The 26,105-nt window shown below is 63.5% G+C and carries 14 protein-coding genes and 2 pseudogenes; 1 reads left to right on the top strand and 15 read right to left on the bottom strand.

Translation table 11 applies throughout. The features are described from left to right. From NKI22_RS29185 to NKI22_RS29145, 9 genes and pseudogenes are all read right to left on the bottom strand, one after another. Positions 1-1,756 (bottom strand): annotated as a pseudogene (locus tag NKI22_RS29185) (molybdopterin-dependent oxidoreductase); the annotation flags it as partial. 3 nt (positions 1,757-1,759) lie between these two features. Next, positions 1,760-2,089, bottom strand: a complete 330-nt coding sequence (nirD, locus tag NKI22_RS29180) for a nitrite reductase small subunit NirD (RefSeq protein ID WP_023718001.1) — start codon at positions 2,087-2,089, stop codon at positions 1,760-1,762. Positions 2,090-2,155: 66 nt separating this feature from the next. After that, positions 2,156-4,606 carry a nitrite reductase large subunit NirB gene (gene nirB, locus NKI22_RS29175; RefSeq protein ID WP_023718002.1) on the bottom strand — a complete coding sequence of 817 codons (2,451 nt, stop codon included), beginning with the start codon at positions 4,604-4,606 and terminating at the stop codon, positions 2,156-2,158. Between the two features lie 19 nt (positions 4,607-4,625). Beyond that, the gene (locus NKI22_RS29170) at positions 4,626-5,927 is read right to left on the bottom strand and encodes an MFS transporter (RefSeq protein WP_352495737.1); all 1,302 of its coding nucleotides are present in this window, start codon (positions 5,925-5,927) and stop codon (positions 4,626-4,628) included. 549 nt (positions 5,928-6,476) lie between these two features. Continuing rightward, the gene (locus NKI22_RS29165) at positions 6,477-7,274 is read right to left on the bottom strand and encodes an ABC transporter ATP-binding protein (protein ID WP_023718003.1); all 798 of its coding nucleotides are present in this window, start codon (positions 7,272-7,274) and stop codon (positions 6,477-6,479) included. Positions 7,275-7,285: 11 nt separating this feature from the next. Further along, positions 7,286-8,182 (bottom strand): nitrate ABC transporter permease, encoded by an 897-nt coding sequence (gene ntrB, locus NKI22_RS29160; protein WP_023718004.1) that lies wholly within the window; start codon positions 8,180-8,182, stop codon positions 7,286-7,288. A 74-nt stretch (positions 8,183-8,256) separates the two neighbouring features. Next, positions 8,257-9,573 carry a CmpA/NrtA family ABC transporter substrate-binding protein gene (locus tag NKI22_RS29155; RefSeq protein WP_023718005.1) on the bottom strand — a complete coding sequence of 439 codons (1,317 nt, stop codon included), beginning with the start codon at positions 9,571-9,573 and terminating at the stop codon, positions 8,257-8,259. Between the two features lie 356 nt (positions 9,574-9,929). Next, on the bottom strand, positions 9,930-11,168 hold the full coding sequence (locus NKI22_RS29150; RefSeq protein WP_031193676.1) for a CmpA/NrtA family ABC transporter substrate-binding protein: 1,239 nt from the start codon (positions 11,166-11,168) through the stop codon (positions 9,930-9,932). 2 nt (positions 11,169-11,170) lie between these two features. Continuing rightward, complete coding sequence (locus NKI22_RS29145) at positions 11,171-11,770, bottom strand: ANTAR domain-containing response regulator (protein ID WP_352959411.1); 600 nt, start codon at positions 11,768-11,770, stop codon at positions 11,171-11,173. 459 nt (positions 11,771-12,229) lie between these two features. Here NKI22_RS29145 and NKI22_RS29140 point away from each other — a divergent pair, with 459 nt between their 5' ends. Beyond that, positions 12,230-13,069, top strand: coding sequence for a hypothetical protein (locus tag NKI22_RS29140; RefSeq protein ID WP_023718009.1), 840 nt, complete (start codon positions 12,230-12,232; stop codon positions 13,067-13,069). Between the two features lie 288 nt (positions 13,070-13,357). On the opposite strand, the pseudogene NKI22_RS29135 reads toward NKI22_RS29140, so the two are convergent. The 6 genes and pseudogenes from NKI22_RS29135 to NKI22_RS29110 all read right to left on the bottom strand — a co-directional run. Further along, positions 13,358-13,834: pseudogene (locus NKI22_RS29135) on the bottom strand (ATP-binding protein); the annotation flags it as partial. A 269-nt stretch (positions 13,835-14,103) separates the two neighbouring features. Further along, complete coding sequence (gene ampH / locus NKI22_RS29130; protein ID WP_352852266.1) at positions 14,104-15,234, bottom strand: D-alanyl-D-alanine-carboxypeptidase/endopeptidase AmpH; 1,131 nt, start codon at positions 15,232-15,234, stop codon at positions 14,104-14,106. Between the two features lie 379 nt (positions 15,235-15,613). Further along, complete coding sequence (locus tag NKI22_RS29125) at positions 15,614-17,113, bottom strand: helicase HerA domain-containing protein (RefSeq protein ID WP_352495732.1); 1,500 nt, start codon at positions 17,111-17,113, stop codon at positions 15,614-15,616. A gap of 203 nt (positions 17,114-17,316) precedes the next feature. Further along, the gene (locus NKI22_RS29120) at positions 17,317-18,204 is read right to left on the bottom strand and encodes an alpha/beta fold hydrolase (RefSeq protein WP_352640724.1); all 888 of its coding nucleotides are present in this window, start codon (positions 18,202-18,204) and stop codon (positions 17,317-17,319) included. A 78-nt stretch (positions 18,205-18,282) separates the two neighbouring features. Next, a complete protein-coding gene (locus NKI22_RS29115) occupies positions 18,283-20,322 on the bottom strand; it encodes a PAS domain-containing hybrid sensor histidine kinase/response regulator (protein WP_352817015.1) in 2,040 nt (679 codons plus the stop codon). A 52-nt stretch (positions 20,323-20,374) separates the two neighbouring features. Beyond that, positions 20,375-26,080, bottom strand: coding sequence for a HAMP domain-containing protein (locus NKI22_RS29110; RefSeq protein ID WP_352483997.1), 5,706 nt, complete (start codon positions 26,078-26,080; stop codon positions 20,375-20,377). Positions 26,081-26,105 lie beyond the last annotated feature (25 nt).

Genomic DNA, 26,105 nt, shown 5'->3' with positions numbered 1-26,105 from the left:
GGTGCGGGTTTGGGCGGTTGGGCGGATGGCAATAAAGCGTGCCTTGCCGTCGGGTGTGTAGAAATTGCCGTTGGCAAAGAAGCGGGTGCTTTTGTCCTCCGGCAGGCCAGAGGGGGGTGCCTTGGCTCGGCGCTGGCCATTGGAATGGCGCCAATTTCTCAAAGGTCCCTGAATCAATCGCGCCATACGCGCCTATATCAAAATCGCGCGCGCCGTCATTCTCGAAACCCGACAACGCCGCATGCTCGGCGAAGATGTCGGCCGCCGACACATGCGAAAAAGCTTCGGCAAACCCCATCCGCCTGGCGACTTCAGCGATGATCCACCAATCTGGCCTTGCCTCGCCGGGCGTGGCCAAAAAAGCCCGCTGGCGCGAGATGCGGCGCTCCGAATTGGTGACGGTGCCGTCCTTCTCGCCCCATGCCGCCGCCGGCAGCCGGACCTGAGCATGGCGGACCGTGTCGGTCTCGCCCAGCACGTCCGAGACAACGACAAACGGGCAAGTCTTGATCGCCGCCTCGATGGTATCGGCGTCCGGCATCGAATCGACCGGATTGGTCGCCATGATCCACAGCGCCTTGATGCGTCCGTCGGCCACCGCTTGGAACATCTCGACCGCTTTCAGGCCGGGCTTTTCGACGACGGTCGGCGCGTTCCAGAAGCGCTGCACGCGGTTGCGGTGCTCGGGGTTTTCGATCTCCATGTGGGCGGCCAGCATGTTGGCCATGCCGCCGACCTCGCGGCCGCCCATAGCATTGGGCTGGCCGGTCACCGAAAACGGCCCGGCGCCGGGCTTGCCGATGCGGCCGGTGGCGAGATGGCAGTTGATGATGGCGTTGACCTTGTCGGTGCCCGAAGACGACTGGTTTACGCCCTGGCTGTAGACGGTCACCGTCTTCGCCGTCGCGGCAAACAGGCTGTAGAAGCGGGACAGTTCGTCCTCACTGAGACCCGTGGCAGCCGCGATGCCGGCAAGGTCGAGCGCCGAGGCAGCGAAAAGCGCTTGCCCGAATCCGGTCGTGTGCGCCGTGATATAGGTACGGTCCAGCGCGTTATGCTGGCCGAGATAGGCGAGCAGCCCTGTGAACAAAGCGACGTCGCCATCGGGCGCGATCGCCAGATGCATGTCAGCGATATCCGATGTCATGGTGCGGCGTGGGTCGATCAGCACCACCTTCATCTCGGGCCGCTTTTCCCGGGCAGCGGCAATGCGCTGATAGAGCACCGGATGGCACCAGGCGAGATTGGAGCCGACGAGCACGATCAGGTCGGCAAGTTCCAGATCCTCGTAATTTCCCGGAACCGTGTCCGAGCCAAAGGCGCGGCGGTGGCCGGCGACCGACGAGGCCATGCACAGGCGCGAATTGGTGTCGATATTGGCCGAGCCGACAAACCCCTTCATCAGCTTGTTGGCGACGTAGTAGTCCTCGGTCAGCAACTGGCCGGAAACATAAAAGGCGACCGAATCGGGGCCGTGTTCGGCAATGGTTTGCGAGAAGGTCAAAGCGACTAGATTGAGCGCTTGGTCCCAGTCGGTACGGCGACCGTGGATTTCCGGATGAAGCAGCCTGCCGTCGAGATCGATGGTCTCGGCCAGTGCGGAGCCTTTGGAGCAGAGGCGGCCGAAATTCGCCGGGTGGTCCGGGTCGCCACGAACGGTTATTTCACCGTCCGCGGCGACCTTCGCCAGCACGCCGCAACCCACCCCGCAGTAGGGGCAGGTGGTCCTCACCTCGCGCGCTTCATCAATCTGCATGGTTCACGCCGCGCGGCTGGCCAGCGCTTCCAGCGCAATGAACAGCCGCTCGCCGTCGATCCGCACCGGAATGGTGCGCACCACGCCCTCGTCGGCGCCGAGCGCCTTGCCTGTCTCGAGCGAGATCACCCAATTGTGCAAAGGACAGGTCACCGCCGTGCCATGGACGATGCCCTGGCTGAGTGGCCCACCCTTGTGCGGGCAATGGTCGTCGATGGCGAAGACTTGATCGTCGGCCGTGCGAAAGACGGCGATCTTTCCTTCGGGTGCGGCGACGCAGCGCGCACCGCGACGCGGAATGTCCGAGAGCGTGCCGATGGATACCCAATTCATGTGGCTATTCCTCTTTTGCGCGTGTTCTTGTCCGGAAACCGCATTCCACTTTTCGGGAACACGCGCCTACTCCGCCGCCTGCGCAAAGCCGACCGAAGCCATCGGCCGGAATTCATGCTTGTCCTTGCCGGAAGCACGTTCCGACCACGGGTCGACCTGGGCGAATTTCTGCGAGAAGACGAAGCGCGCGAAATAGGCCTTGCGCTTCTCGCCATCGTCCATGATCTGGCGCTTGATCTCGGCGATGCCGACGCGCTTGGCCCATTTGTAGATACGCTCGAGATAGCGGCCCTGCTCGCGATACATCTGCGTCAACGCCACGATATGCTCCAGCGCCTCGTCCTCGGTCTTGACCAGGCCGAGCACTTCGGTGCCCTTGATGTCGAGCCCGGCGGCGCCGGCGAAATGGATCTCGTAGCCGCTATCGACGCAGATCACGCCGACATCCTTGCAGGTCGCCTCGGCACAGTTTCGCGGACAGCCCGATACCGCCATCTTGACCTTGGCAGGGGTCCAGGAGCCCCACATGAATTTTTCGATACGGATGCCCAAACCGGTCGAATCCTGCGTGCCGAAGCGGCACCAGTCGGAACCGACGCAGGTCTTTACGGTGCGCAGCCCCTTGGCATAGGCGTGGCCGGAGACGAAGCCAGCCTGGCCGAGATCGGCCCACACCGCCGGCAGGTCTTCCTTGCGGATGCCGAGCATGTCGATGCGCTGGCCGCCGGTGACCTTGACCATCGGGATCTCGAACTTGTCGACGACGTCGGCGATGGCGCGCAATTCGGCGGCGTTGGTGACGCCGCCCCACATGCGCGGCACCACCGAATAGGTGCCGTCCTTCTGGATGTTGGCGTGAACGCGCTCGTTAATGAAGCGCGACTGGTAGTCGTCGGCGTATTCGTCGGGCCAGTCGCAGACGAGATAATAGTTTAGCGCCGGCCGGCATTTGGCGCAGCCGCAGGAGGTCTTCCATTCCAACTCCTGCATGACGGCGGGAATGGTCTTCAGGCCCTTGGCCTTGATCAGCCGGCGGACCTCGTCATGGCCAAGCGCGGTGCAACTGCACATCGGCTGGACCGCCGCGGGGTTGTATTTGTCGCCGATGGTCAGCACCATCAACTTCTCGACCAGTCCGGTGCACGAGCCGCAGGAGGCAGACGCCTTGGTGTGCGCGCGCACGTCGTCGAGCGAGGTCAGGCCCTTGGCCGTGATCGCGCCGGTGATCTTTCCCTTGCATACGCCGTTGCAACCGCAGATTTCCGCATCATCCGGCAAGGCTGCAACGGCCGCCATAGGGTCCAGGGGGGCGCCTCCCTGGTAGGACTGGCCGAAGATGAGCGTATCGCGCATCTCGGATATATCGGTCTGCTTCTTCTTGAGGTCGTTGAACCAGGCGCCGTCGGCCGTCTCGCCGTAGAGCACTGTGCCGATGATGCGGTCGTCCTTGAGCACCAGGCGCTTGTAGACGCCGGCCGCCGCATCGCGCAGCACGATCTCCTGGCGGTCATCGCCCTCGGCGAAGTCGCCGAGCGAGAACAGTTCGATGCCGGTGACCTTGAGCTTGGTCGGCGTGTCCATGTGGACGAAAGCCGCTGCCTCATTGCCGGCCAGATGGCTGGCGGCGACGCGCGCCATCTCGTAGAGCGGCGCGACCAGCCCGTAGACCTGGCCGTTGACCTCGGCGCATTCGCCGATTGCATAGATGTCGGGATCGTTGCTGCGCATGCCGGCGTCGACGACAATGCCGCGATTGACGGCAATGCCGGCTTCCTTCGCCAGGACCGCGTTCGGCCTGATGCCCACGGCCATGACGACGAGCGTTGCGGGAATGACAGTGCCGTCGGCAAGCTCCACCCGCTCGACCTTGCCGTTGCCGGTGATCGCCTGGGTGTTGGCCTTGGTGATGACCTTGATGCCGCGCTGCTCGACGGCGCGCTGCAGGAGATATCCGGCGGCCGGATCGAGCTGACGCTCCATCAGCGTCGGCATGACATGCAGCACGGTGACGTCCATGCCTTGCGCATTTAAGCCCGCTGCTGCCTCGAGCCCGAGCAGGCCGCCGCCAATGACCACAGCCTTGGCCCGCGACTGGGCGGCAAGCATCATGGCCCGGACGTCGTCCAGATCGCGATACGTGAGCACGCCCGGCAGGTCATGGCCCGGCACCGGAATGATAAACGGCACCGAGCCGGTGGCGATGACGAGTTTGTCATAGGGCTCGGTCACGCCATGATCGGAGGTGACGGTCTTTGCCTGCCGGTCGATGGCGACGATCTTGTGGCCCTTGTAGAGGGTGATGCCGTGCTTGATGTACCAGCCGTCGCCATGGATGATGATCTCTTCATAGGCCTTTTCGCCCGACAGAACCGGCGACAGCATGATGCGGTCGTAGTTCACGCGCGGCTCGGCGTTGAAGATGGTGACCTGGTAGCGCCCAGGCGCCTTTTCCAGGAGGTGCTCCAGCATGCGCCCGGGGGCCATGCCGTTGCCAATGATAACGAGTTTCTCGGTCATGTCCTGATCCACTCCGGTCTCACTCAGCCGCGTAGGAAAGGCCTGAAGCTTCGTCAGACGCCGTGCGCTCCATCCGCCGGATGGAAAAATGCATCCAGGCAAAGCAGGTGGCGACGATGACGAAGAGCAGCATGAAGCAGCTCGACCAGACGCCGGTGAGGTCGTTGAGCGCGCCGAAGACGATTGGCAGGATAAAGCCGCCGAGCCCGCCAATCATGCCGACAACGCCGCCGACCGCGCCGACACTCTGCGGATAGTAAGCCGGGATGTGCTTGTAGACGGCAGCCTTGCCAAGGCTCATGAAGAAGCCGAGCACACAGGCAACGGCTATGAAGGCGAGCGGGCCGACCTCGAAATGGAAGGCGATCGGCCCGCTGACACCGCGCACGACGTAGTCTGCCGAGGGGAGAGACAGAACGAGAGTCGCGGCGGCACTGACAGCGAAGGTCCAGTAGAGCACGGTGCGGGCGCCGATCCGGTCGGAAAGCACGCCGCCATAGGCGCGGAAAATACTTGCCGGAATTGAATAGGCCGCGCCGATCATACCGGCGGTCGCAAGCCCGAAGCCGTAGACGCCGATCAGGTAGCGGGGCAGCCATAGCGAGAGCGCCACGAATGCACCGAAGGCGAAGAAATAATAGAAGGCGAAGCGCCAGACCTGCAGGTTCTTGAGCGGCGCGAATTCCTGCCAGAAGCTTCTCGAGGGCGCGGCCTTGCCGGCGCGGCGCTCGCGGATGACCGGATCGTCGCCGGTCGTGAACCAGAAGACGGCGGCCATGACGACGAGTGCTGCCGCCCAGATCAGCGCGACCGACTGCCAGCCCCAGGAGAGAAGCACGAACGGTGCCAGGAACTTGGTGACCGCGGCGCCGACATTGCCGACACCGAAAATGCCAAGCGCCGTGCCCTGCTTGCCGGCCGGGAAGAAGCGCGAGACATAGGCGACACCGACGGCGAAGGAACCGCCAGCGAGCCCGACGCCCAGCGCAGCGACCAGCATCTGCCCGTAGGTGTGCGCAAAAGCGAGCAGAAAGGTCGCGACCGCCGCCGCAAGCATGGTCGCGGTGTATACCAGCCGTCCGCCAAAACGGTCGGTCCAGACACCGAGCACCATACGCACGAGCGAGCCGGTGAGGATCGGCGTGCCGACGAGCAGGCCGAACTCCGTCTCGTTCAGCCCCAGCTCCTGCTTTATGCGCACGCCGATGATTGAAAAGATCGTCCACACCGCGAAGCAGACGGTGAAGGCGATGGTGGACATGACAAGCGCCTGCCGGGGAGCACTGTCCTGGCTGGGCGCGGCTGGGAGATTTACGGTCATTTTCTGGCTCCGGTTAGCGGCGTGGGAAGCACCGCCCTTGTGCTGTTCGTTCGCGACTGTCAGCGGCGCGGCATCGCCCGCAGCGCGCTGACGGCGAGAAAATCGCGGCGCGCGTGAAGTCCGCGAGGGACGCGCCAGTTCCGATCCGTTTCGTCATCGTCGTCTCCGGTTGGGCGCCGCTTGGGACCAGCGCCGTCGATTGCATCAAAACAAAAAAGCCGCCGGCCAGGTCTTCGCGTCCGGAGTTCCGGGAGCGCGTGTGGACCTGAGCGGCAGCTTTGCCTGTAGCGCCCGCCATTGGACGCCGTGTCACTTGGCCCTTGCGGACCTACATTTTGAAAAGCAGGAAGCGTGCCAAGTCGACAGCGCTCTGAATTATCGAAAGAAATCAATGTGAACTGCAGCCGCGCGACTCTTGACCAAGCTCGGCAGCGGATCAAAGATTAGTCAGAATGCCTTGCACAGCAGCATAATATTTGTGCAATGCGGCAGATTGCCCATTGCCGATGCAGATTGCCAATGATGATGACGAGTTTTCCGGTTATTGCCTTACTCCGCGGCTTCGACGAAGCGGTGGCGTTCGTAGAGGAATTTCAGCACCGCCTCGCGGCAGCGCAGGAAGGTGCGGTCAGAGGAAAGCTCGATCCGCCGACGCGGCCGGGCCAGCGGCACGGGAAGCACCTCGCCGATGGTGGCCGCCGGGCCGTTGGTCATCATGACGATGCGATCGGACAACAGCACCGCCTCGTCGACATCGTGGGTGATCATGACGGTCGTCGAGCCGAGCCTCGAATGGATATCCATCACCGCGTCCTGAAGATGGGCGCGCGTCAGCGCGTCGAGCGCGCCGAAGGGCTCGTCGAGCAGCAGGATCTTCGGCTCCATGGCCAGCGCCCGGGCGATGCCGACGCGCTGCTTCATGCCACCCGAAATCTCGGCCGGACGTTTGTCCTTGGCATGCGCCATCTGCACGAGATCGAGATTGCGCATGATCCATTCATGCCGCTGGGCCCGGCTCTTGCTCCGGCCAAAGACCTTCGTGACTGCCAAATTGATGTTCTCGTAGACGGTGAGCCAGGGCAGCAGCGAGTGATTCTGGAACACCACGGCGCGTTCCGGGCCAGGGCTGTCGACTTCCTTGTCCTCGAGCAGCACGGCGCCGGCCGAGACCTTGGTCAGGCCGGCGATCAGGTTGAGCAAGGTCGACTTGCCGCAGCCTGAATGGCCGATGATCGAGACGAATTCACCTTTGTCGATGGTCAGCCGGATGTCCTTCAGCACGTCGCTGACCTGGCTGCCGCGGGCGAAGGATTTGTCGATGTGGTCGAGTTTCAGATAGGCCGTCATCGTCCCTCTCCTCACTTTGCCGTTGTGCCGCGGGTGACGAAGACGCCGACCGCCGCGACCAGGCGGTCGAGGCAGAAGCCGGTGACGCCGATATAGGCGAGCGCGACGATGATGTCGGGCAGCCGCGATGAGTTCCACGCGTCCCAGATGAAGAAGCCGATGCCGACGCCGCCGGTCAGCATTTCGGCGGCGACGATGGCGAGCCAGGACAGACCGATGCCGATGCGCAGGCCGGTGAAAATGTAAGGTGCAGCTGCCGGCACCATGATCTTCACGAAGAATTCGAACTGGTTGAGCCTGAGGATGCGGGCGACGTTGCGGTAGTCCTCAGGGATGTTGCGGACGCCGACCGCGGTGTTGATGATGATGGGCCAGATCGAGGTGATGAAGATGACGAAGATCGCCGACGGGCTGGAATCGCGGAACGCCGCCAGCGACAGCGGCAGCCAGGCGAGCGGCGGCACCGTGCGCAGGATCTGGAACACCGGATCGAGGCCGCGCATCGCCCAGATCGACTGACCGACAAGCGCGCCGAGCGCAACGCCGACGATCGCCGCAAGGCCGAAGCCGACGGCGACGCGCTGCAGCGAGATCAGCACCCGCCAGGCGAGCCCGATATCCTGCGGGCCGTTGTCGAAGAACGGATGGGCGATCAGGTCATAGGCCTCGTTCCACACCTGGCTTGGCGGTGGCAGGCTGGCTGTGGGCGACGAACAGGCGACCTGCCAGACGACGAGCATGATGGTGATGACAATGACCGGCGGCACCAGCGTGCTGGCCAGCTTGCCGGCGATCGCGGCCGGGTCGAAGCGGCGCCGCGCCCTGGCGGTGAAAGCGATGACCTCGGCGGGCTTGGCCGGCGCGGGGAACGGCTTCACCTTGCTGTCCTCGATGGCTTGGATAGACATTTCTCGAAAACTCCTTGGCAGCACATGCACAACGGGCGGCGTTGCCAACGCACTGTCGCGCATCTATGTCGGGCTCAGGCCGACGCCTTGATCTTCAGGCTGTCGAGATAGGCCGACGGATTCTCCGGATCGAAGATCTTGCCGTCGAAGAAGGTTTCGGTGCCGCGCGACGAAGACGCCGGAATATCGGCCGCGGCGACACCAAGATCCTTGGCCGCCTCGCGCCACAGATCCTCACGGTTGACCTGGCCGACCAGTGCTTTGATGTCGGTGGTCGGCGCGAACTTGCCCCAGCGGATGTTCTCGGCGAGGAACCAGCTGTCGTGGCTCTTGAAGGGATAGGACACGCCGCCCTGCCAGAACTTCATGTAGAGATCGGTGCCGTTGGCGACGCGGCCATTGCCGTAGTTGATGTCGCCCTTGAGGCGGCCGATGATGTCGGCGGTCGGCACGTTCATCCACTGCCGCTTGCCGATGATGGCGGCCATCTCGTCCTTGTTTTCTTTTGCCTCGCACCATTGCTGGGCCTCCATGACGGCCATCAGGATCGCCTTGGTGGCGTTCGGATATTTGTCGATGAAGGCGGCGCGCAGGCCGAGCGCCTTTTCCGGATGGCCCTTCCACAGTTCGCCGGTGGTGGCGGCGGTGAAGCCGACGCCCTGATGGACGAGCTGCTCGTTCCATGGCTCGCCGACGCAGAACACGTCCATGTTGCCGACCTTCATGTTGGCGACCATCTGCGGCGGCGGCACGACGATGGTCGAGACATCCTTGTCGGGATCGATGCCGCCGGCAGCCAGCCAGTAGCGCAGCCAGAGGTCGTGCGTTCCGCCCGGGAAGGTCATGGCGGCCTTGACCTCCTTGCCCGCGGCCTTCTTGGCGGCGAAGGCTTCCTTCAGCTTTGAGGCATCGAGGCCGACGCCGGTGGCGGCATATTCCTGGGCGACGGAAATGCCCTGGCAGTCGTAGTTGAGCCTGGCCACGATCGCCATCGGCAGCGGCTGCTTGTTCTGCGTCACCTTGCCGGTGTGCATCAGATAGGGCATCGGCGTCAGGATATGGGCGCCGTCAATGCCGTTGGCTTCGCCGCCGAGCACCAGATTGTCGCGCGTTGCCCCCCACGAAGCCTGCTTGAGCACCTCGACATCGGGCATGCCGAATTTCTCGAACAGGCCTTTCTCCTTGGCAATCATCAGCGGCGCCGCATCAGTCAATGCGATGAAGCCGAGCTTGGCGCCCGTGACTTCCGGTACGGTGGTCGCCGCATAGGCGCCGGAGGGCAGCAGCGAACGCGCCGCGGCCAGCGTTGCCGCGGTGGCCGCGCTGATCCTCAGGAAATCCCGGCGGCTGATCGCCGTTTGGGCGGAATGGCTATTGGTGCGTTTCGTCATCGTCATCTCCGGTTGGGCGCGGCTTGGGATCGGCGCCGTCGATTGCGTGTTCGACCAAAACAAAAAGCCGCCGGCCAGGCCGCGCGCGTCCGTCCATCCGGGATCGCGTGTTGACCTGAGCGGCAGCTTTGCCTGTAGCGCCCGCCATTGGACGCGTATTCCGTGACCCGACAAGAGTCTGCCTATTACAAAGCAGGAACCGTGCCAGTTTCGGAATGGACGACAAACATCAATGATATCAAGGGCATGCCAAATCGTCGGCGCGCCGGCCCGCCGGGCGAGCAAGCCAAACATTGTTCATTAGCGCAGTTGCACGCACATTTTTTGTGCAGTGCACAAGAATGCCGCGGAAATGATCAGGCTTCGGCGCGCGCCAATTTCTGGCCGGCAATGTAGGCGTCGATCTCGTCGGGATCGAAGATTTGGCCATCGAAGAAACCGTCGGGACCGAGCACCAGGCTTGCCCCCGCCGAACCGACCGGAGTCGCGGCCTTCAGCGCGCCCTCGACCTTGGCATTGGCACCGGGAAGCGCCACGCCAAGCCGCTTCAATGCCGAGCGGTAGAGATCGGGGCGGTAGCAGTCGCGGGCAATAGCGAGGTTTTCCGGCGTGTGCGCGACATGCCCCCAGCGCACCATCTGCGTGTAGAACCACAGCGCATGGCTCTTCCACGGGAAGTTTGCCGCCTTGTCGAAAGGCAGAAAGAAATCGCCGACGCTCAGTTCGGCGCCGCCGCCGAGCGCAAGATGTCCGCTGAGGATCGGCATCTGCAGCGCCGGCTCAAGCCCGAGGAAGGCCGGCTGCGCCATCAGGGCCGCAAGTTCGCCGCGGTTTGCCGGATCCTGGCACCAGCGCGCCGCGTGATGAAGCGCGCGCAGCAAGGCTGAGAGCGCGTCCGGCTGTTTTTCCGCCCATGCCTTGCGCACGCCGACGACTTTCTCCGGGCTGGTCTTCCAGATGGCCGCCTTGACCGTGGCGATGTGGCCGGTGCCGGCGACGACGGAGGCGCTGTTCCAGGGTTCGCCGACGCAGTAGCCGTCGATCCTGCCGGCAGCGAGCGCGTCCGCCATGAAGGGGGGCGGCACGATGACGATTTCGATTTCACGCGATGGGTCGATACCGCAGGCGGCGAGCCAGTAGCGCAGTTCGTAATTGTGCCCGGAATGCGGATGGACGACGGCGAAGCGAAGCGGATCGCCACCGGCATTCGCCCGTTCACGAATCAGCGCTCCCAATGCCTTGCCGGCCCGCGCCGGATCGAGGTCGGGTCGGGCGCCGTGCGCGGCCATGCCGGCCCAGACGGCGTTCGAAACCGTCACGCAATTGCCGCCGAGGCCGAGCGAGAACGGCACGACCGTGTCGGAGGCGAGCGGCGTCAGCCCCAGATTGCAGGCGATCGGCATCGGCCCCAGCATATGCGCGAGATCGAAATGGCCGATGGCGATGCGGTCACGGATGTTGGCCCACGACGTTTCCCGGTTGAGCGTCAGGTCGATGCCTTCGCGTAGCGCGAAGCCGATTTCCTTCGCCGCGACAAGGACAGCGCTGTCGAAGAGCGGCATGAAGCCAGCATTGATCCGGTGCTCGGCCGCCATCGTCAACTCTCCTCGGCATCCAGAAGGCCTGCCGCCGTCACCAGGCTCTGGGCGATTTCGGCGATCTTGCGGTTCTGGTTCATGGCGGTCTTGCGCAGCAGCGTATAGGCCGCGTCCTCCGACAGGCCGCGCGACTTCATCAATATGCCCTTGGCGCGATCGATTACCTTGCGGCTTTCCAATTCGCTGCGGGCTTCTTCCAGTTCGCGCGCCATGCGCGAAAACGCGTTGAAGCGGCTGATCGCCATATCGAGGATCGGCTTGACCCGCTCCTGACGCAGGCCGTCGACGACATAGGCCGACACCCCGGCTTCCACCGCGGCTTCGATCGAAGCCTGGTCCGAGCGGTCGACGAACATGGCGATCGGCCGCTTCACCACGCGCGAAAGCTGGAACATGTTTTCGAGCATGTCGCGGTTGGGATTTTCGAGGTCGATGACGATGACGTCGGGTTCGATCTCGGCGATCCGCCGCGCTATGCCGGCGACATCATGGATGACCGTGACCTGCTGATGCCCGGCCTCCCGCAATCCCGCTTCGATGATCGAAGCGCGGATGTGGTTTTCATCGATCACCAGAACAGTGAGGGATTTGCGGATCATGCCGCATTTTGCGCAGGCGAGGCGATTGTGCAATGCGGCATGGCGAGATTTATGGAAACGAAGCTGGCGTCCAGGCGCCGCCTGAGGCATTAGATGCAACGGCCGCAGCGACCAACTTGATGCCGCGGGCGCCGGCACCAGCCTTCACCTTGAGCCGCACCGGCTTTGACCGCCTTCTCTATGCCGTCGGCGACAACGAGGCGGATCGCCAGGGAAGCGAGGCAAGCGAGGGAAGGCAGCGTCAAGTTCGAGCCAGAGATTAAGAAGAACGGAGCCATCGCCGCATAGGCGTCTGCCTCCGTGGGTATGGACGGATTCACTCATGCGCAATATGGATGTGGAGGCCTGCCGTGGCGTTCACATTTTCGCCGCGTCGCTAAGGCAGGTGACGATCGTTCAATGACGCTACGCAGGGCGGGTTGCCGCCCGCAGAAGTGTCGATATCAGGGGATCTGGTCGATGACCGACAACAAGCCAGACGTTACCAAGGATTGGCAAGCGACGCAGGGCCAGAAGTCCTCCGCCACGCGTCTTCGCCTTTTCGCCGCACTCTCGTGGATCGTCGCCATTGGCGGCGAGATCTACGGGGTTATTCTGCTTCGCCAGAACAAGTTCGACCAGGGACACCTGCCGCTGATCATCGGCCTTCTGGTCGGCATCGCGATTTTTGCAATCGCCGGCAACTTGCTGTGGAAGGCGGCCAACAGGCACGATCCGGCCCGTGCATCCGACGCGGCCAGGTTCTTCTTCCAAAACCAGCTCGGCGCAATCATCACGCTGATTGCCTTCCTTCCGCTGGTTTTCCTGATCCTCACCGACAAAAACATGGATCCGCAAACCAAGAAGGTTGCCGGCGGCCTCGGCGCTGCGCTGGCCGTGCTCGCGACGGTCATGGGGATCAGTTTCAAACCCCCGTCGGTCGAACAGTACACCCAGGATATGAACGCATGCGCAGCCCAGATCAAGTCGGGGCAGCCCACCACCGCCTGTTCGCCCGATGTCGCCGCTCAGGCGCAGGCGATCGCGACGGACACCGCCGCGGTGGCGGCGGCGACGCGGGACGCGAGCCACCCCGCCGGTCAGGATGTCGTCTACTGGATCGCGCCCGAAAACGGAGCCGCGAAGTCCACCGAGCCGCATGTTTTCCACCTGTGCGCAGGCGTGAGTCCGCTGAAGGACAAGACCGTGAATAGTGGTTCCGTGACGGAGGCCTACGCACAGAACGCCGTCCGCATCACGAAGCAGATCGATATGGAACAGAAGCAGTGCGGGTTCACCCCCACAACCAGCACCAACTGAACCCGCCTGCGCTCGATCCCGTCCAGCCGTTGGTCTTGTCGAGAGGGATGGCGCGCAAGCGCAGGCTCAGTATTGACCCGCCGAAGCAACGCTAAATACCGGGATCGCCCGGCTGGCCATTATTGTCCAGCTGCAAACTTATCCGCGGCGGGCAATGACTGGGCGTCCTTACGCACGGCAGCTTCCGGCCTGAGCGCTTCGAATGGAGAATGACGTTAATGCGGCGCAAAGCAGACTTCACCCCGGCCTGATCCAGCGGCGCTTTCTCAGTGCGCCTGCCCCGCCGCTTCACCCCGCCAAGCTCCCCTGCTCCGCCTCCTCGGCATTCGGATCGCCCGGCGCCGTCGCCCAGGCCAGTTCCACCAGGGTCACCGTCCGCCGTCCGCCCCCGTCAAGCTGACACACGATCAGCCTCTGCTCCTCGATATAGGTCAGCAGGCGCCGTGCGCGGCGTAGCGAGTGCGAGCCGTAGGCACGGGCGATCGCGGCATCGCTTGGGCAGGGCCAGCCCTGCTTGGCGGCGCGGGCGATCATCATGAACACGCCTTGCATGTCCTCGGGCAGCAGCGAGGCGCGCGCCGAGACATCCTGCCAGGCGTCGTTGCCTGCCATGTCGGAGCCGAGCCCGGCGCGGGCGCGGGTCAGCATGCGGCGAAACTCCGGCAGGTCCGGCACGACCGCGGCGAGGCCCTCGATGCAGCAGCGGACCACGAACTCCTGATAGAGCACGCCGATGACGCGGAAGCCGGCATCGGGTTGCGCCAAGAGGCGGCTGATGGTGTCGGGACTGCGAGCAGCGCGGCATTCGCGGTCGGCTACGAAAGCGGGATGCCGAAGAGGCGAGAGAGGCAGAACCTTGGCCGCAGCATGAGCAGGCCGTGAGCAGCGATGAAGCCGGCAAAGGTCATCCTCAGGAGGCTAAGCGGTCGGCCGGAAATAGCCGATGTCGCGCTTGCCTTGCCGGGAAATATACCGTCCGTCAGGCCCCTCCATAGCGCCAATCATCGCGCACGTCCTCCCGATCAGCGCGAAAATCAGCGTGGAGCGATCTCTGCGACGAGATCGTTCGTCGTCTTGACCCCAGCCATGAAGCCGGCGGCATTGAATTCGTTCATGACGAAGAAAGTGCCGACGCCGCGTGTCGGTGCAATCGCAACATAGAGAAACATCCGTTGCAGGCCGCCGCTCTTCTGGAGGATGAGCGGGCGATGCTCGTTAGGGAGCATGATGACCCATCCGAGACCCATGGCGTCCATCGGCCCACCGTCATCCAGCCCCATCACCGACGCGAGCCCGTCCCGGTACAAAAAAGCCGCGTGGTTCAAAAGGCGCAACTCGGCGTCGGCCGCGGAAGGCTTGTTGTCGACATGCCAGTTCATCCAGCGCAGCAGGTCGTCCGCGGTCGAGTACAATCCACGGGCGCACTCCATGGCTGTGCTCGTCGGCACGATTGGCATGGGGCTGCCGTCGAAGTTATGGCCCTGCATCAGGCGCGGCTCGTCCTCCGGTCTCGGGTTGAAAACCGTGTCTTTCATGCCGAGGGGATCGAGGACACGCTCTCGAAGGACCTCGGCATAAGGCTTTCCAGAGACATTAGCGAGCGCCGCTCCGAGGAGGTCGTATCCGAAGTTCGAATAGAGAACGGCGGTGCCCGGCGCGAACAGCAGCGGATTGTCCTTGAGGGCGGCAATCTGCGCCTCTTTGGTGTTCGTAGAGAAAGGGTCTGAGGGGGGCGCCTCGGCCACTGGCACCTCCCGCGGAAGGCCGGAAGCTTGCGCGACGAGATCGATCAGGCGGAGGGCGCGGCCGTCCTTCTCCGGGAGCCTGACGTCCCAGCCAAGGCGATCCTGCAGCCGGTCGGTGAGTTGTACCTTGCCGTCGATCGCCAGCGAGGAAAGCACACCGCCGCAGAACACTTTGCTCACGGACGCGATGCGGAACATTGTGTCGCCGTCGGGCACTTTTTCACTCCCGTCGGCAATCTTGCCGAAACCGGCCAAGGCCGTCTCGCCGTTGCGCACGGCGCCGAAGATCAGGCCAGGCACCTTGGTGGAGAGATACAGGATCGTACCGTTGAACTGCACCGCTTCCGTCAGCAGCTTGTCTTCGGCATGTTCATAAGAGGGAAGCGTCACGGCTGCGATTGCCGTCAAAGCGATGGCCATAAGTCGGCGCGATCGAGACAAACGCATTGCCAAAATCCTTTGATAAAGCTGCAGAATAAAATCTTCGGAAAAAGGGCCGCCGCGTAGTATCTTACCATCTCTCCAGAAGCAGGAGATGTCAACAGAATGAACCGAAGGGGTAATCGGCCGAGGTAGCGTAGGTTCGGCGGATATTTGCGCTACAGTCCTGCCGTATTTCTTGTCTTCGTCAGTTGATCGCGGCTGATCTCTTCATTGGCAAACCGACCCGCTGATAATTTAGAAGATATGTAAAGCGCCGTCGGCAAGAGGGAGTGCTGTAGCGTCGAACAACTTACAATAGCGGATCTGCGTCGCGCCAATCGTCGTCGTATGATGAAGACCGCGCTCGGCCGCCGCCTCACCCCACCGCACTCCGCTGCTCCGCCTCCACCGCATTCGGATCGCCCGGCGCCGTCGCCCAGGCCAGCTCCACGAGCGTCACCGTCCGCCGTCCGCCCCCGTCAAGCTGACACACGATCAGCCTCTGCTCCTCGATATAGGTCAGCAGGCGCCGTGCGCGGCGTAGCGAGTGCGAGCCGTAGGCGCGGGCGATCGCGGCGTCGCTCGGGCAGGGCCAGCCTTCCTTCGCCGCGCGGGCGATCATCATGAAGACGCCTTGCATGTCCTCGGGCAGCAGCGAGGCGCGCGCCGAGACGTCCTGCCAGGCATCGTCGCCTATCATGTCGGAGCCGAGCCCGGCGCGGGCGCGCGTCAGCATGCGGCGGAACTCCGGCAGGTCCGGCACGACCGAGGCGAGGCCTTCTATGCGGCAGCGGACGACGAACTCCTGATAGAGCACGCCGATGACGCGGAAGCCGGCATCGGGCTGCGCCAGCACGGCGCGCAGCACCCGGTCGACGCGCTCGCGCCGCTCCGCCAGATCCTCGGCGCTGATCGGCGGCTCCACCGGTTCGGGGCGGATTTCCAGCGCCGCCGATTTCGCCGCCATCAGCTGATCGAGCAGGTCCGGCGAGGAGCGGCGCTGCGGCCGGACGGTTTCCGGCGGCGGGGCCGCCAGGATGATGGCGCGGGCATCCTCCAGCGCCGATTCCGGCAGCGGCATCAGGCGCGGGGTCGCGTTGCGCGGACTCGTATCGGTCGGGCCGATGCGCAGACCGAGCGGACGGCGCGACAGCGCCGGGCCGAGCGCCATGAACTGCCCGCGCTCGAGGTCGCGAAAAGCCTCCGCCTGGCGCCGCTCCATGCCGAGAAGATCGGCGGCGCGCGCCATGTCGATGTCCAGAAAAGTCCGGCCCATGAGGAAATTGGAAGCCTCGGCGGCGACGTTCTTGGCGAGCTTGGCCAGCCGCTGGGTGGCGATGATGCCGGCCAGCCCGCGCTTGCGGCCACGGCACATCAAATTGGTCATGGCGCCGAGCGAGAGTTTGCGCGCCTCGTCGGAAACCTCGCCGGCAACCGCCGGCGCGAACAGCTGCGCCTCGTCTACCACCACCAGCATCGGATACCAGTGGTCGCGGGCGACCTCGAACAGCCCGCCGAGAAAGGCGGCGGCGCGCCGCATCTGGTTCTCGGCGTCGAGCCCTTCGAGATTGAGCACCGTGGAGACGCGGTGGATGCGCGCCCGCTCGCCGGCGCTCTGCAGGCCGCGCTCGGTATGCTCCTCGGCATCGATCACCAGATGGCCGAAACGGTCGCCCAGCGTGACGAAGTCGCCTTCGGGATCGATGATGGTCTGCTGTACCCAGGGCGCACTCTGCTCCAAGAGCCGGCGCAGCAGATGGGATTTGCCGGAACCCGAATTGCCCTGCACCAGAAGCCGCGTCGCCAGCAGTTCCTCAAGATCCAGCGCCGCCGGGGCGCCCGCGCTCGTCTGGCCCATCTCGATCGCAACGGTCATGTCCGACTCTCCTTGGGGAGAGGGCTTATCAACCGCATCACAGCCCGTCGAGCGCGCCATGGCCGGCGCTCCGTGTTGCGCACAGGCTGGATGCTGCTAGGGTCAAAGATACGAAACGTACCGTTTCGATTCGAGACTGCCGCTAAGGGGTGGATTCCTGTCCTTGGCATCGGCAACCGGATCAAACCGATCGCCCAAAGCCTTCATTGACGCGATGGAGATCGAGCGGCCGAAGCCGGTTTTTTGCGGACATTTGCCCGCTCCTCCAGGTCTCGCCAGAAGCCAAGCACTGTCGCCACGATCGCTTCCGGCGCGTCCTCCTGCATAAGATGCTTCGCGTTCGGCACGACATGGAAGGAAGCACTCGAAATGCGGCGCGCGAGCTCGCGACCGTCATCGATGGGAATCCACTGGTCGTCCTCGCCCCACAGGATGGCAACGGGGCAACGAATCTCGCCGTAGCGCCACTCGACCTCTTGCGAGTATTTGTCATCCATCTGAGCGACCTGGCGCCAGAAAGCTTTTTGACCTTCGGCTCCCAGCCACGGCGCGAGGTAGAGCGCCATCTCTTCCTCGCGCAGCGCATTCGCTACGGCGGCGCCGATATAGGCGCGCAGGATTGCTTCATGAATGTAGTGCGGAAGGCCGGAAAAGACCGCCTCGTGTTTCTTGGCGGCCTGAACAAGTGGTGAGCCTTGCGGGCTGATTGCGACCGGATCGATCAGCACCAGCGACCGATAGTCGAGCCCATTGAGCAAATGACCGCGTAACGCTGTTGAGCCGCCGAAATCATGCGCGACGACATCGGGGGCACGCAGGCCCCAATGATCGTAAAGGGCCGCGAAAAGCTCGTTCTGAATGCCACGAGACACGTCGCTATCGGGTTTATCAGATCGACCATAGCCGAGCATGTCAAAGCAATAGATTCGCCTCTGTTGGCCGAGCAAAGGCGCAATTCTACGCCATGCCGACGATGAGAAAGGCGTGCCATGCAGCAATACCGCGGGTGAGCCCTCGCCCATCGCGCCCCAGGCGATCGAGTTCCCTTGAAAGGTGAAGCGTTCAGGAAGAGGCCAGTCCGCTGTCGCCATCAGTCTCTCCTCCGATCCTAGCGCAGCCAGAGACCTACCCAACGGCAACCCATGGATCAGGTTCCAATGGTCCGCCTTTCACCGGCTGGCCTGCTTGGCCCTCGGCGATCCGGCGCGCGCAGCCGCTGCAAGAATGCTCTCCATCAGGTCCTTTTCGCGCAGCGGTTTGCCGAGCAGCGGCACGTCGGGGGGCCGGTCGGCGATCGCGTCGGCGTCGGCATATCCGGTTATCATCACCGCCGGCCAATCGGACCGCAGATTGCGGGCGAACCGGATGACCTCGAGCCCCGAGACGAGCGGCATGGCAAAATCGGTGACGATGACATCGAAATCGTACGGCGCCCGCTCGATCATCGCCAGCGCTTCCGCACCGCCCCCGGCGCAGGTAACCGCAAAGCCATGTTGGCGAAGCGATTGCGCCGTCAGTTCCCGCAGTACATTGCTGTCGTCAATCAGCAGGACCGACGGATAGTCCTCGCCGGCATTCACGACGGTGTTGTCGGCATCGGACTTGTCGGCGATTTCCACCGGGCGCTCGATTGAACGCGGCAGCCAGAGCTGGACGGATGTTCCACTGCCGACGGTGCTCTCAATGCGGAGCGTGCCGCCCGATTGCTTGACGAAGCCATGCACCGTGCTCAGACCGAGGCCAGTGCCCTTGCCGACCGGTTTTGTGGTGAAGAACGGTTCGACGACCTTGGCGAGAATGTCGGCCGGTATGCCCGACCCCGTATCCTTGACGGTGACCACGACATAGTCGCCCGCCGAAATATCCTCGGCTGCACTGCCTAGCGTTCGATTTTGCGCCTCCACGATTATCGTGCCGCCGGACGGCATGGCATCGCGCGCGTTGAAAACCAGGTTCATCAGCGCCAGCTCCAGCTGGCCGGCATCGACATGCGCCGGCCACACCGTGTCGTCGACAAGCCAATCGAAACGGATCAGGCCGCCCAGAACCGGGGCCACCAACCCGTTCATGGTGCCGCCAAGCGCAGCGAGGCGCACGGCCTGCGGCCTCAGTGTCTGGCGGCGCGAGAACGCAAGCATGCGGCTGACGAGCTCGGCGCCTTGTTTTGCCGACCGGCGCGTCAGTTCCAGAACTTGCCTGGCCTGTCCATCGAACTCGGCGTGGCGCTCGAGCAATCCCAATCCGCTGAGAATTGCGGCAAGCAGATTGTTGAAATCATGCGCCAGGCCGCCGGTAAGCTTGCCAATCGCGTCGAGGCGCTGCGATTGCAGCAGCTGGTTCTCAAGCTCGCGCCGCTCGGTAACGTCCAGCAATGTGCCGAGGATCTCGGGCCTCTGGCCATCGGAACCGTTCGACAGGACGCCCTGGTCGAGGAAAATCCGGTAATTGCCGTCGGCGCATTGCCAGCGGAATTCGCAGGTGTAGGAGCCGATGGCCTTGGCTGCGAGCAGGGCTTGCCTCACTCTCGGCAGATCGTCGGGATGAACCCGGCTTAGGCCGAAGCCTGGATCGGAGGTCAGCCGTTCGGCAGGAAAGCCGGTCAAGCGTTCGACCCCTTCAGTCACAAAGCTGGCGCCGAACGGCGGCTCCGCCGCCCTTGCGTGGAAGCAGACCGGAAGAGAGCTCAAAATGGCATGCTGCCGCTCCTGGGCGCTACGCAGCGCCCGCTCGGCCTCGAGTTTTTCCTGCTGCGCCTGCAGTGCCTGGGCCAGCAGCCGTTGCTCGGCAGCCGCCTTTTGCTGGATTTCGAGCGTCTTCTCATGAAGTTCGACGAACACGGCTACCTTGGAACGCAGCATGGCCGGGTCGAAGGGCTTGAACACGTAATCCACCGCGCCGGCGTCATAGCCGCGCAGCATGTGGGCGTCTTCCTTGTTGATGGCGGTGAGAAAGATTATCGGCGTTCGCCTGGATTGCTCGCGCTGGCGAATCAATCCAGCGGTCTCGTAGCCGTCCAGCCGAGGCATCAGCACATCCAGCAGGATGACTGCGAAATCCTCCTTCAGCAGAGCGCGCAGCGCCTCTTCGCCCGACTGCACGCAGACGACTTCGCCGACAGGGGCCAGAACCTCGCCGATCGCCAGCAGATTGCGCTCGTCGTCATCCACGGCCAGGATGCGCGCCTTTGCCGGCCCTGTCGCCGGGGCCATAACCTCCAGCTTCCTCGCTCCGTTTCTCGACAGTTTCTGCATCGAGCGGCCGTCAGTTCACTGCCATGAGCGTCTTTTCCGGACGATGGACACGGGATCGCGAGCGGCCGATCCAGACACGCAGCAAGGCCAGCAGCAGGTCGAGGTCGACCGGCTTGGCGATATAGTCAGAGGCGCCGGCGTCGAGGCACTTCTGCCGGTCGCCCTTCATTGCCTTGGCGGTAACCGAGATCAACGGGATATGGGCGATTGCCGGCATGCCGCGGATCTGCCGCATCGTCTCGTAGCCGTCCATCTCCGGCATCATGATATCGATCAATGCGGCGTCGATATCCGGGCTCTGCTCCAGAAGCGCAATACCTTCCCTACCGCGCTCCGCGTGCAGCACCTGGATGTCATAGGTCTCAAGAACGCTGGTGAGCGAATAGATGTTGCGGATGTCGTCGTCGACGATGAGGACCTTTGCGCCGGCGAGGTCGAATTTATCCGGCTGTTCGGCTGCCGAACTGTCGTGGCCTCGCCCCGGGAGCGTTGCGGATATCAGGAGAGCCAGCTGCGCGAAATTCTCCGCCCGCGGAACGTCCGCCAATGCCGGATGCAAGGCGAGCGACTGTTGCAGCGCTTCCGGATGCGGCGCGAAGAACAACAGTCGCGACACGGACTGCCCGAACAGGACGGCAATCTCATCCAGCATCTGGGCGTTGTCCTTGGCCGAGCGGCCAAGGCCGAGCACAACGGCATCATAGCCGGCGATGCCGATGTCGTCGGCATTCGCCGCGACGCGGCCGATCGCGGTGACCGAGGTGACGCCGTCGCGGATCGCCTCGATCAACGAGAGACGGCGCTCGGGATCGGTATCGGCAATCAGAACGCGGCGCTGGACGCGGAGCTTTCTGGAGTGAATGTCCTGGAAGACCTTCATCAGTTCGTCCGCCGACACGGGCTTGGTTGAAATGGTGGATGCGCCCTTGCGGGCAAGCACCTCGATATCTTCGGCACCCGAGATGACATGGACGGGAATGTCCTTGGTTTTCGGGTCATGGCGAAGCAGATCGAACAACACCCAGCCGTCGATATCCGATAGTCCGAGATCCAGCGTGATCGCATCGGGAACCAGCTTGCGGGCCAAAGCCAGCGTGCCAGAGCCCGCGGTCGACAGGACGCCCTTCAGCCGGGCCGAACGCGCCAGGCCGAGCAGCAAACCGCCAAAGGTCGGGTCGTCCTCGACGATCAGCACGACCCTATCTTCCGGTGAGATCGTATCGCGGTCATCAAGCAATTCGGAGGATGGCGGGCTCGGCTGCGCCGTCGTCGCGACCACCTCCATCGCCGGCAGCAAGGCCGCTTGCGGGGCCAAGGCCATCCGAGGTCCGTCGAACGGGATGACCAGCGTGAACGTCGAACCCTTGCCCGGCGTGCTCTCGACCCGCAATTCGCCGCCGATCAGCCGGGCGATCTCCCGGCTGATCGAGAGCCCAAGCCCGGTGCCGCCATATTTGCGACTGGTGGTGCCGTCGGCCTGCTGGAAGGCCTCGAAAATCAGCTTCTGCTTGTCCTGCGGAATACCGATGCCCGTATCGGTGACCGCGATAGCGAGCGCTTCCATCGGTTGCACCGAGCCGTTGTGACGGCCAGTCTTTTCGGCCCGGAAATTCAAGCTGACTTCGCCCTCGGAGGTGAACTTGAACGCGTTCGACAAGAGGTTGAGCACAATCTGCTGCAAGCGCTTCTCGTCGGTGCGGACGGTCTCCGGAAGCTCGGGATCGACGTTGATGGCGAAGCCAAGCCCCTTGTCGGTCGCCAGCTGCCGGAAGGTTCGCTCCATATGCTGGCGAAGATGCACCACCGGCATGTCGTTGATATCGATCGAGACGGTACCCGATTCGATCTTCGACAGATCGAGGATATCGTTGATGAGGCTCAAAAGGTCGGTGCCGGCCGAGTTGATGGTGCGCGCGAACTCGACCTGCTTATCGTTGAGATTGCCTTGCTGGTTGGTTGCGAGCAGGTTTGAAAGGATGAGCAGCGAGTTCAGCGGCGTACGCAGTTCGTGGCTCATATTGGCGAGGAATTCCGACTTGTATTTCGAGGTAAGCGCCAGCTGCTCGGCCTTCTCCTCCAGCGCACGGCGCGCCATCTCGATTTCGAGGTTCTTGTTCTCCACCTGCTTCTTTTCGTTCTCGAGCAGCTGCGCCTTTTCCTGCAGCTCCTCGTTGGTGGCGTGCAGCTCTTCCTGCTTTTTGGTCAGCTCGGTCTGACGCGCCTGCAGCTCCGAGGTCAGCAGCTGCGACTGCTTGAGCAGGCCTTCGGTGCGCATGGTGGCGGCGATGGTGTTGAGAACGATGCCGACGGATTCCATCAGCTGGTTGAGGAATGACTGGTGCGTGTCGCGGAATTCGCTGAACGAGGCGAGTTCGATGACGGCCTTCACCTCGTCCTCGAACAGAGCCGGAAGAATGATCACGTTGGCCGGCGCGGCATTGCCAAGGCCCGACGTGACGCGCAGGAAATTCGGCGGCACATTGTCCAGCATGATGGCGCGCTTGTCGGCGGCACTTTGCCCGACAAGGCCTTCGCGCAGATCGAGGCGTTGCTTGATCTCCGCCTTGCTTTCGGCGCCATAGGAGGCGGCGAGTTCCAGATAGAATTCATCCTCGTCGCGGTTGGTCACGTAGAACACGCCATATTGCGCATTCACCAGCGGCGCGAGTTCGGACATGATGAGACGCGAGACCGTTGCCAGGTCGCGCTCGCCCTGCAGCATGCGCGAGAACCGGGCGAGATTGGTCTTCAGCCAGTCCTGCTCGGCATTCTTCAGCGTCTGGTCCTTCAGATTGCGGATCATCTCGTTGATGTTGTCCTTCAGCGCCGCGACCTCGCCGGAGGCCTGGACGCTGATCGAGCGGGTCAAATCGCCCTTGGTCACCGCAGTCGACACTTCGGCGATGGCGCGCACCTGGGTGGTCAGGTTGGCCGCAAGCTGATTGACGTTGTCGGTCAGGTCGCGCCAAAGGCCGGCGGCGCCGGGCACGCGGGCCTGGCCGCCGAGCTTGCCTTCGATGCCCACCTCGCGGGCGACGTTGGTCACCTGATCGGCGAAGGTCGCCAACGTCTCGATCATGCCGTTGATGGTGTCGGCGAGCGAGGCGATCTCGCCCTTGGCATCGACCGTCAGCTTGCGCTTGAGATTGCCTTGCGCGACCGCGGTCACGACATCGGCGATGCCGCGCACCTGGTTGGTCAGGTTCGTCGCCATCAGGTTGACGTTGTCGGTCAGGTCCTTCCAGGTGCCGGCGACGCCCTCGACCCGTGCCTGGCCGCCGAGCTTGCCCTCGGTGCCGACCTCGCGGGCGACACGCGTCACTTCGCCGGCAAAGGAGTTCAGCTGGTCGACCATGGTGTTGATGGTCGATTTCAGCTCCAGGATCTCGCCCTTGACGTCGACCGTGATCTTCTTCGACAGGTCGCCGCGCGCCACAGCCGTCGTCACCTCGGCGATGTTGCGGACCTGGCCGGTCAGGTTCTCGGCCATTGAATTCACATTGTCGGTCAGATCTTTCCAGGTGCCGGCAACGCCGCGCACCTGCGCCTGACCCCCGAGCTTGCCCTCGGTGCCGACCTCGCGCGCCACGCGCGTCACTTCCGAGGCAAAGGAATTCAGCTGGTCGACCATCGTATTGATGGTGTCCTTCAGCTCGAGGATCTCGCCGCGCACGTCGACCGTGATCTTCTTCGACAGATCGCCAAGCGCCACCGCAGTCGTCACCTCGGCGATGTTGCGCACCTGCCCGGTCAGGTTGGCGGCCATCGCATTGACGTTGTCGGTCAGGTCCTTCCAGGTGCCGGCAACGCCGCGCACCTGCGCCTGGCCGCCGAGCTTGCCGTCGGAACCGACTTCGCGCGCCACGCGCGTCACCTCGGAGGCGAAGGAATTCAGCTGGTCGACCATCGTGTTGATGACGTCCTTGATCTGCAGGATCTCGCCCAGTGCATCGACCGTGATCTTCTGGGTGAGGTCGCCGGTCGCAATTGCCGTCGCCACCTTGGACACGTCGCGCAACTGCACGGTCAGATTGCCGGCCATGGCATTGACGTTGTCGGTCAAATCTTTCCAGGTGCCGCCGACACCCTCGACATGCGCCTGGCCGCCGAGCTTGCCTTCCGATCCCACTTCGCGCGCCACACGCGTCACTTCGGAGGCGAAGGAGTTCAGCTGGTCGACCATCGTGTTGACGGTGTCCTTGAGCTCCAGGATTTCGCCCTTGACGTCGACGGTGATCTTCTTCGACAGGTCGCCGCGGGCCACGGCGGTCGTCACCTCGGCAATGTTGCGCACCTGGCCGGTCAGGTTGGCGGCCATCAGGTTGACGTTGTCGGTCAGATCCTTCCAGGTGCCGCCGACGCCCTTCACCTCGGCCTGGCCGCCGAGCTTGCCTTCGGTGCCGACCTCGCGCGCCACACGCGTCACTTCCGAGGCGAAGGAGTTCAATTGGTCGACCATCGTGTTGATGGTGTCCTTGAGCTCGAGGATTTCGCCTTGCACGGCGACGGTGATCTTCTTCGACAAGTCGCCCGAAGCAACCGCGGTCGTCACCTCGGCGATGTTGCGGACCTGGCCGGTCAGGTTCTCGGCCATCGAATTGACGTTGTCGGTCAAGTCCTTCCAGGTGCCGGCAACGCCGCGCACCTGCGCCTGGCCGCCGAGCTTGCCCTCGGTGCCGACTTCGCGGGCGACGCGCGTCACTTCGCCGGCAAATGAGTTCAGCTGGTCGACCATGGTGTTGATGGTTGATTTCAGCTCGAGGATCTCGCCCTTGACGTCGACCGTGATCTTCTTCGACAGGTCGCCAAGCGCCACAGCAGTGGTCACCTCGGCGATATTGCGCACCTGGCCGGTCAGGTTCTCTGCCATCAGGTTGACGTTGTCGGTCAGGTCCTTCCAGGTGCCGCCGACACCTTCGACGCGCGCCTGGCCGCCGAGCTTGCCTTCTGTACCGACCTCGCGCGCAACGCGCGTCACTTCCGAGGCGAAGGAATTGAGCTGGTCGACCATCGTGTTGATGGTGTTCTTGAGCTCGAGGATTTCGCCCTTCACATCGACGGTGATCTTCTTCGACAGGTCGCCGGAAGCGACGGCGGTCGTCACCTCGGCGATGTTGCGCACCTGCCCGGTCAGGTTCGTCGCCATGGCGTTGACGTTGTCGGTCAGGTCCTTCCAGGTCCCGGCCACACCTTTCACGCGGGCCTGGCCGCCGAGCTTGCCTTCGGTGCCGACCTCGCGCGCCACGCGCGTCACCTCCGAGGCGAAGGAGGCCAGTTGCCCGACCATGGTGTTGACGATCTTGCCGATGCGCAGGAATTCGCCGCGCAACTGCCGGCCGTCGATTTCGACCATCATCGTCTGCGACAGGTCGCCTTTGGCGACCGCGCCGATGACGCGCGCCACTTCGGCCGTCGGCTGAACCATGTCCTCGATCAGATCGTTGACGGAACGGACGCTCGATTCCCAACTGCCGGTAGCGTTGCGGACACGGCCGCGTTCGCCGATCCGGCCATCCTTGCCGACGACCTTGCTGAGGCGTTCGAACTCGCGCGTGACCTGATCGTTGAGTTCTACGATTTCGTTGAAGGTGTCGGCGATCTCGGAATCGAGGCCGGTGTAGACATTATCGATGCGAACGGAGAAATCACCGCTCCGAAAAGCCTTCAGCGCGTTCAGTATTTGACGGTGGTCCAATTGCCTTGTGGATGCAAGCACGCTCACAGCGCCCCTCCCAGCTCAC

The organism is Mesorhizobium sp. M0778 (genome assembly GCF_040320105.1).
GTDB lineage: Bacteria > Pseudomonadota > Alphaproteobacteria > Rhizobiales > Rhizobiaceae > Mesorhizobium.
The sequence above is the reverse complement of the archived record's forward strand: the minus strand, read 5'-3'. Positions and strand labels throughout refer to the sequence as shown.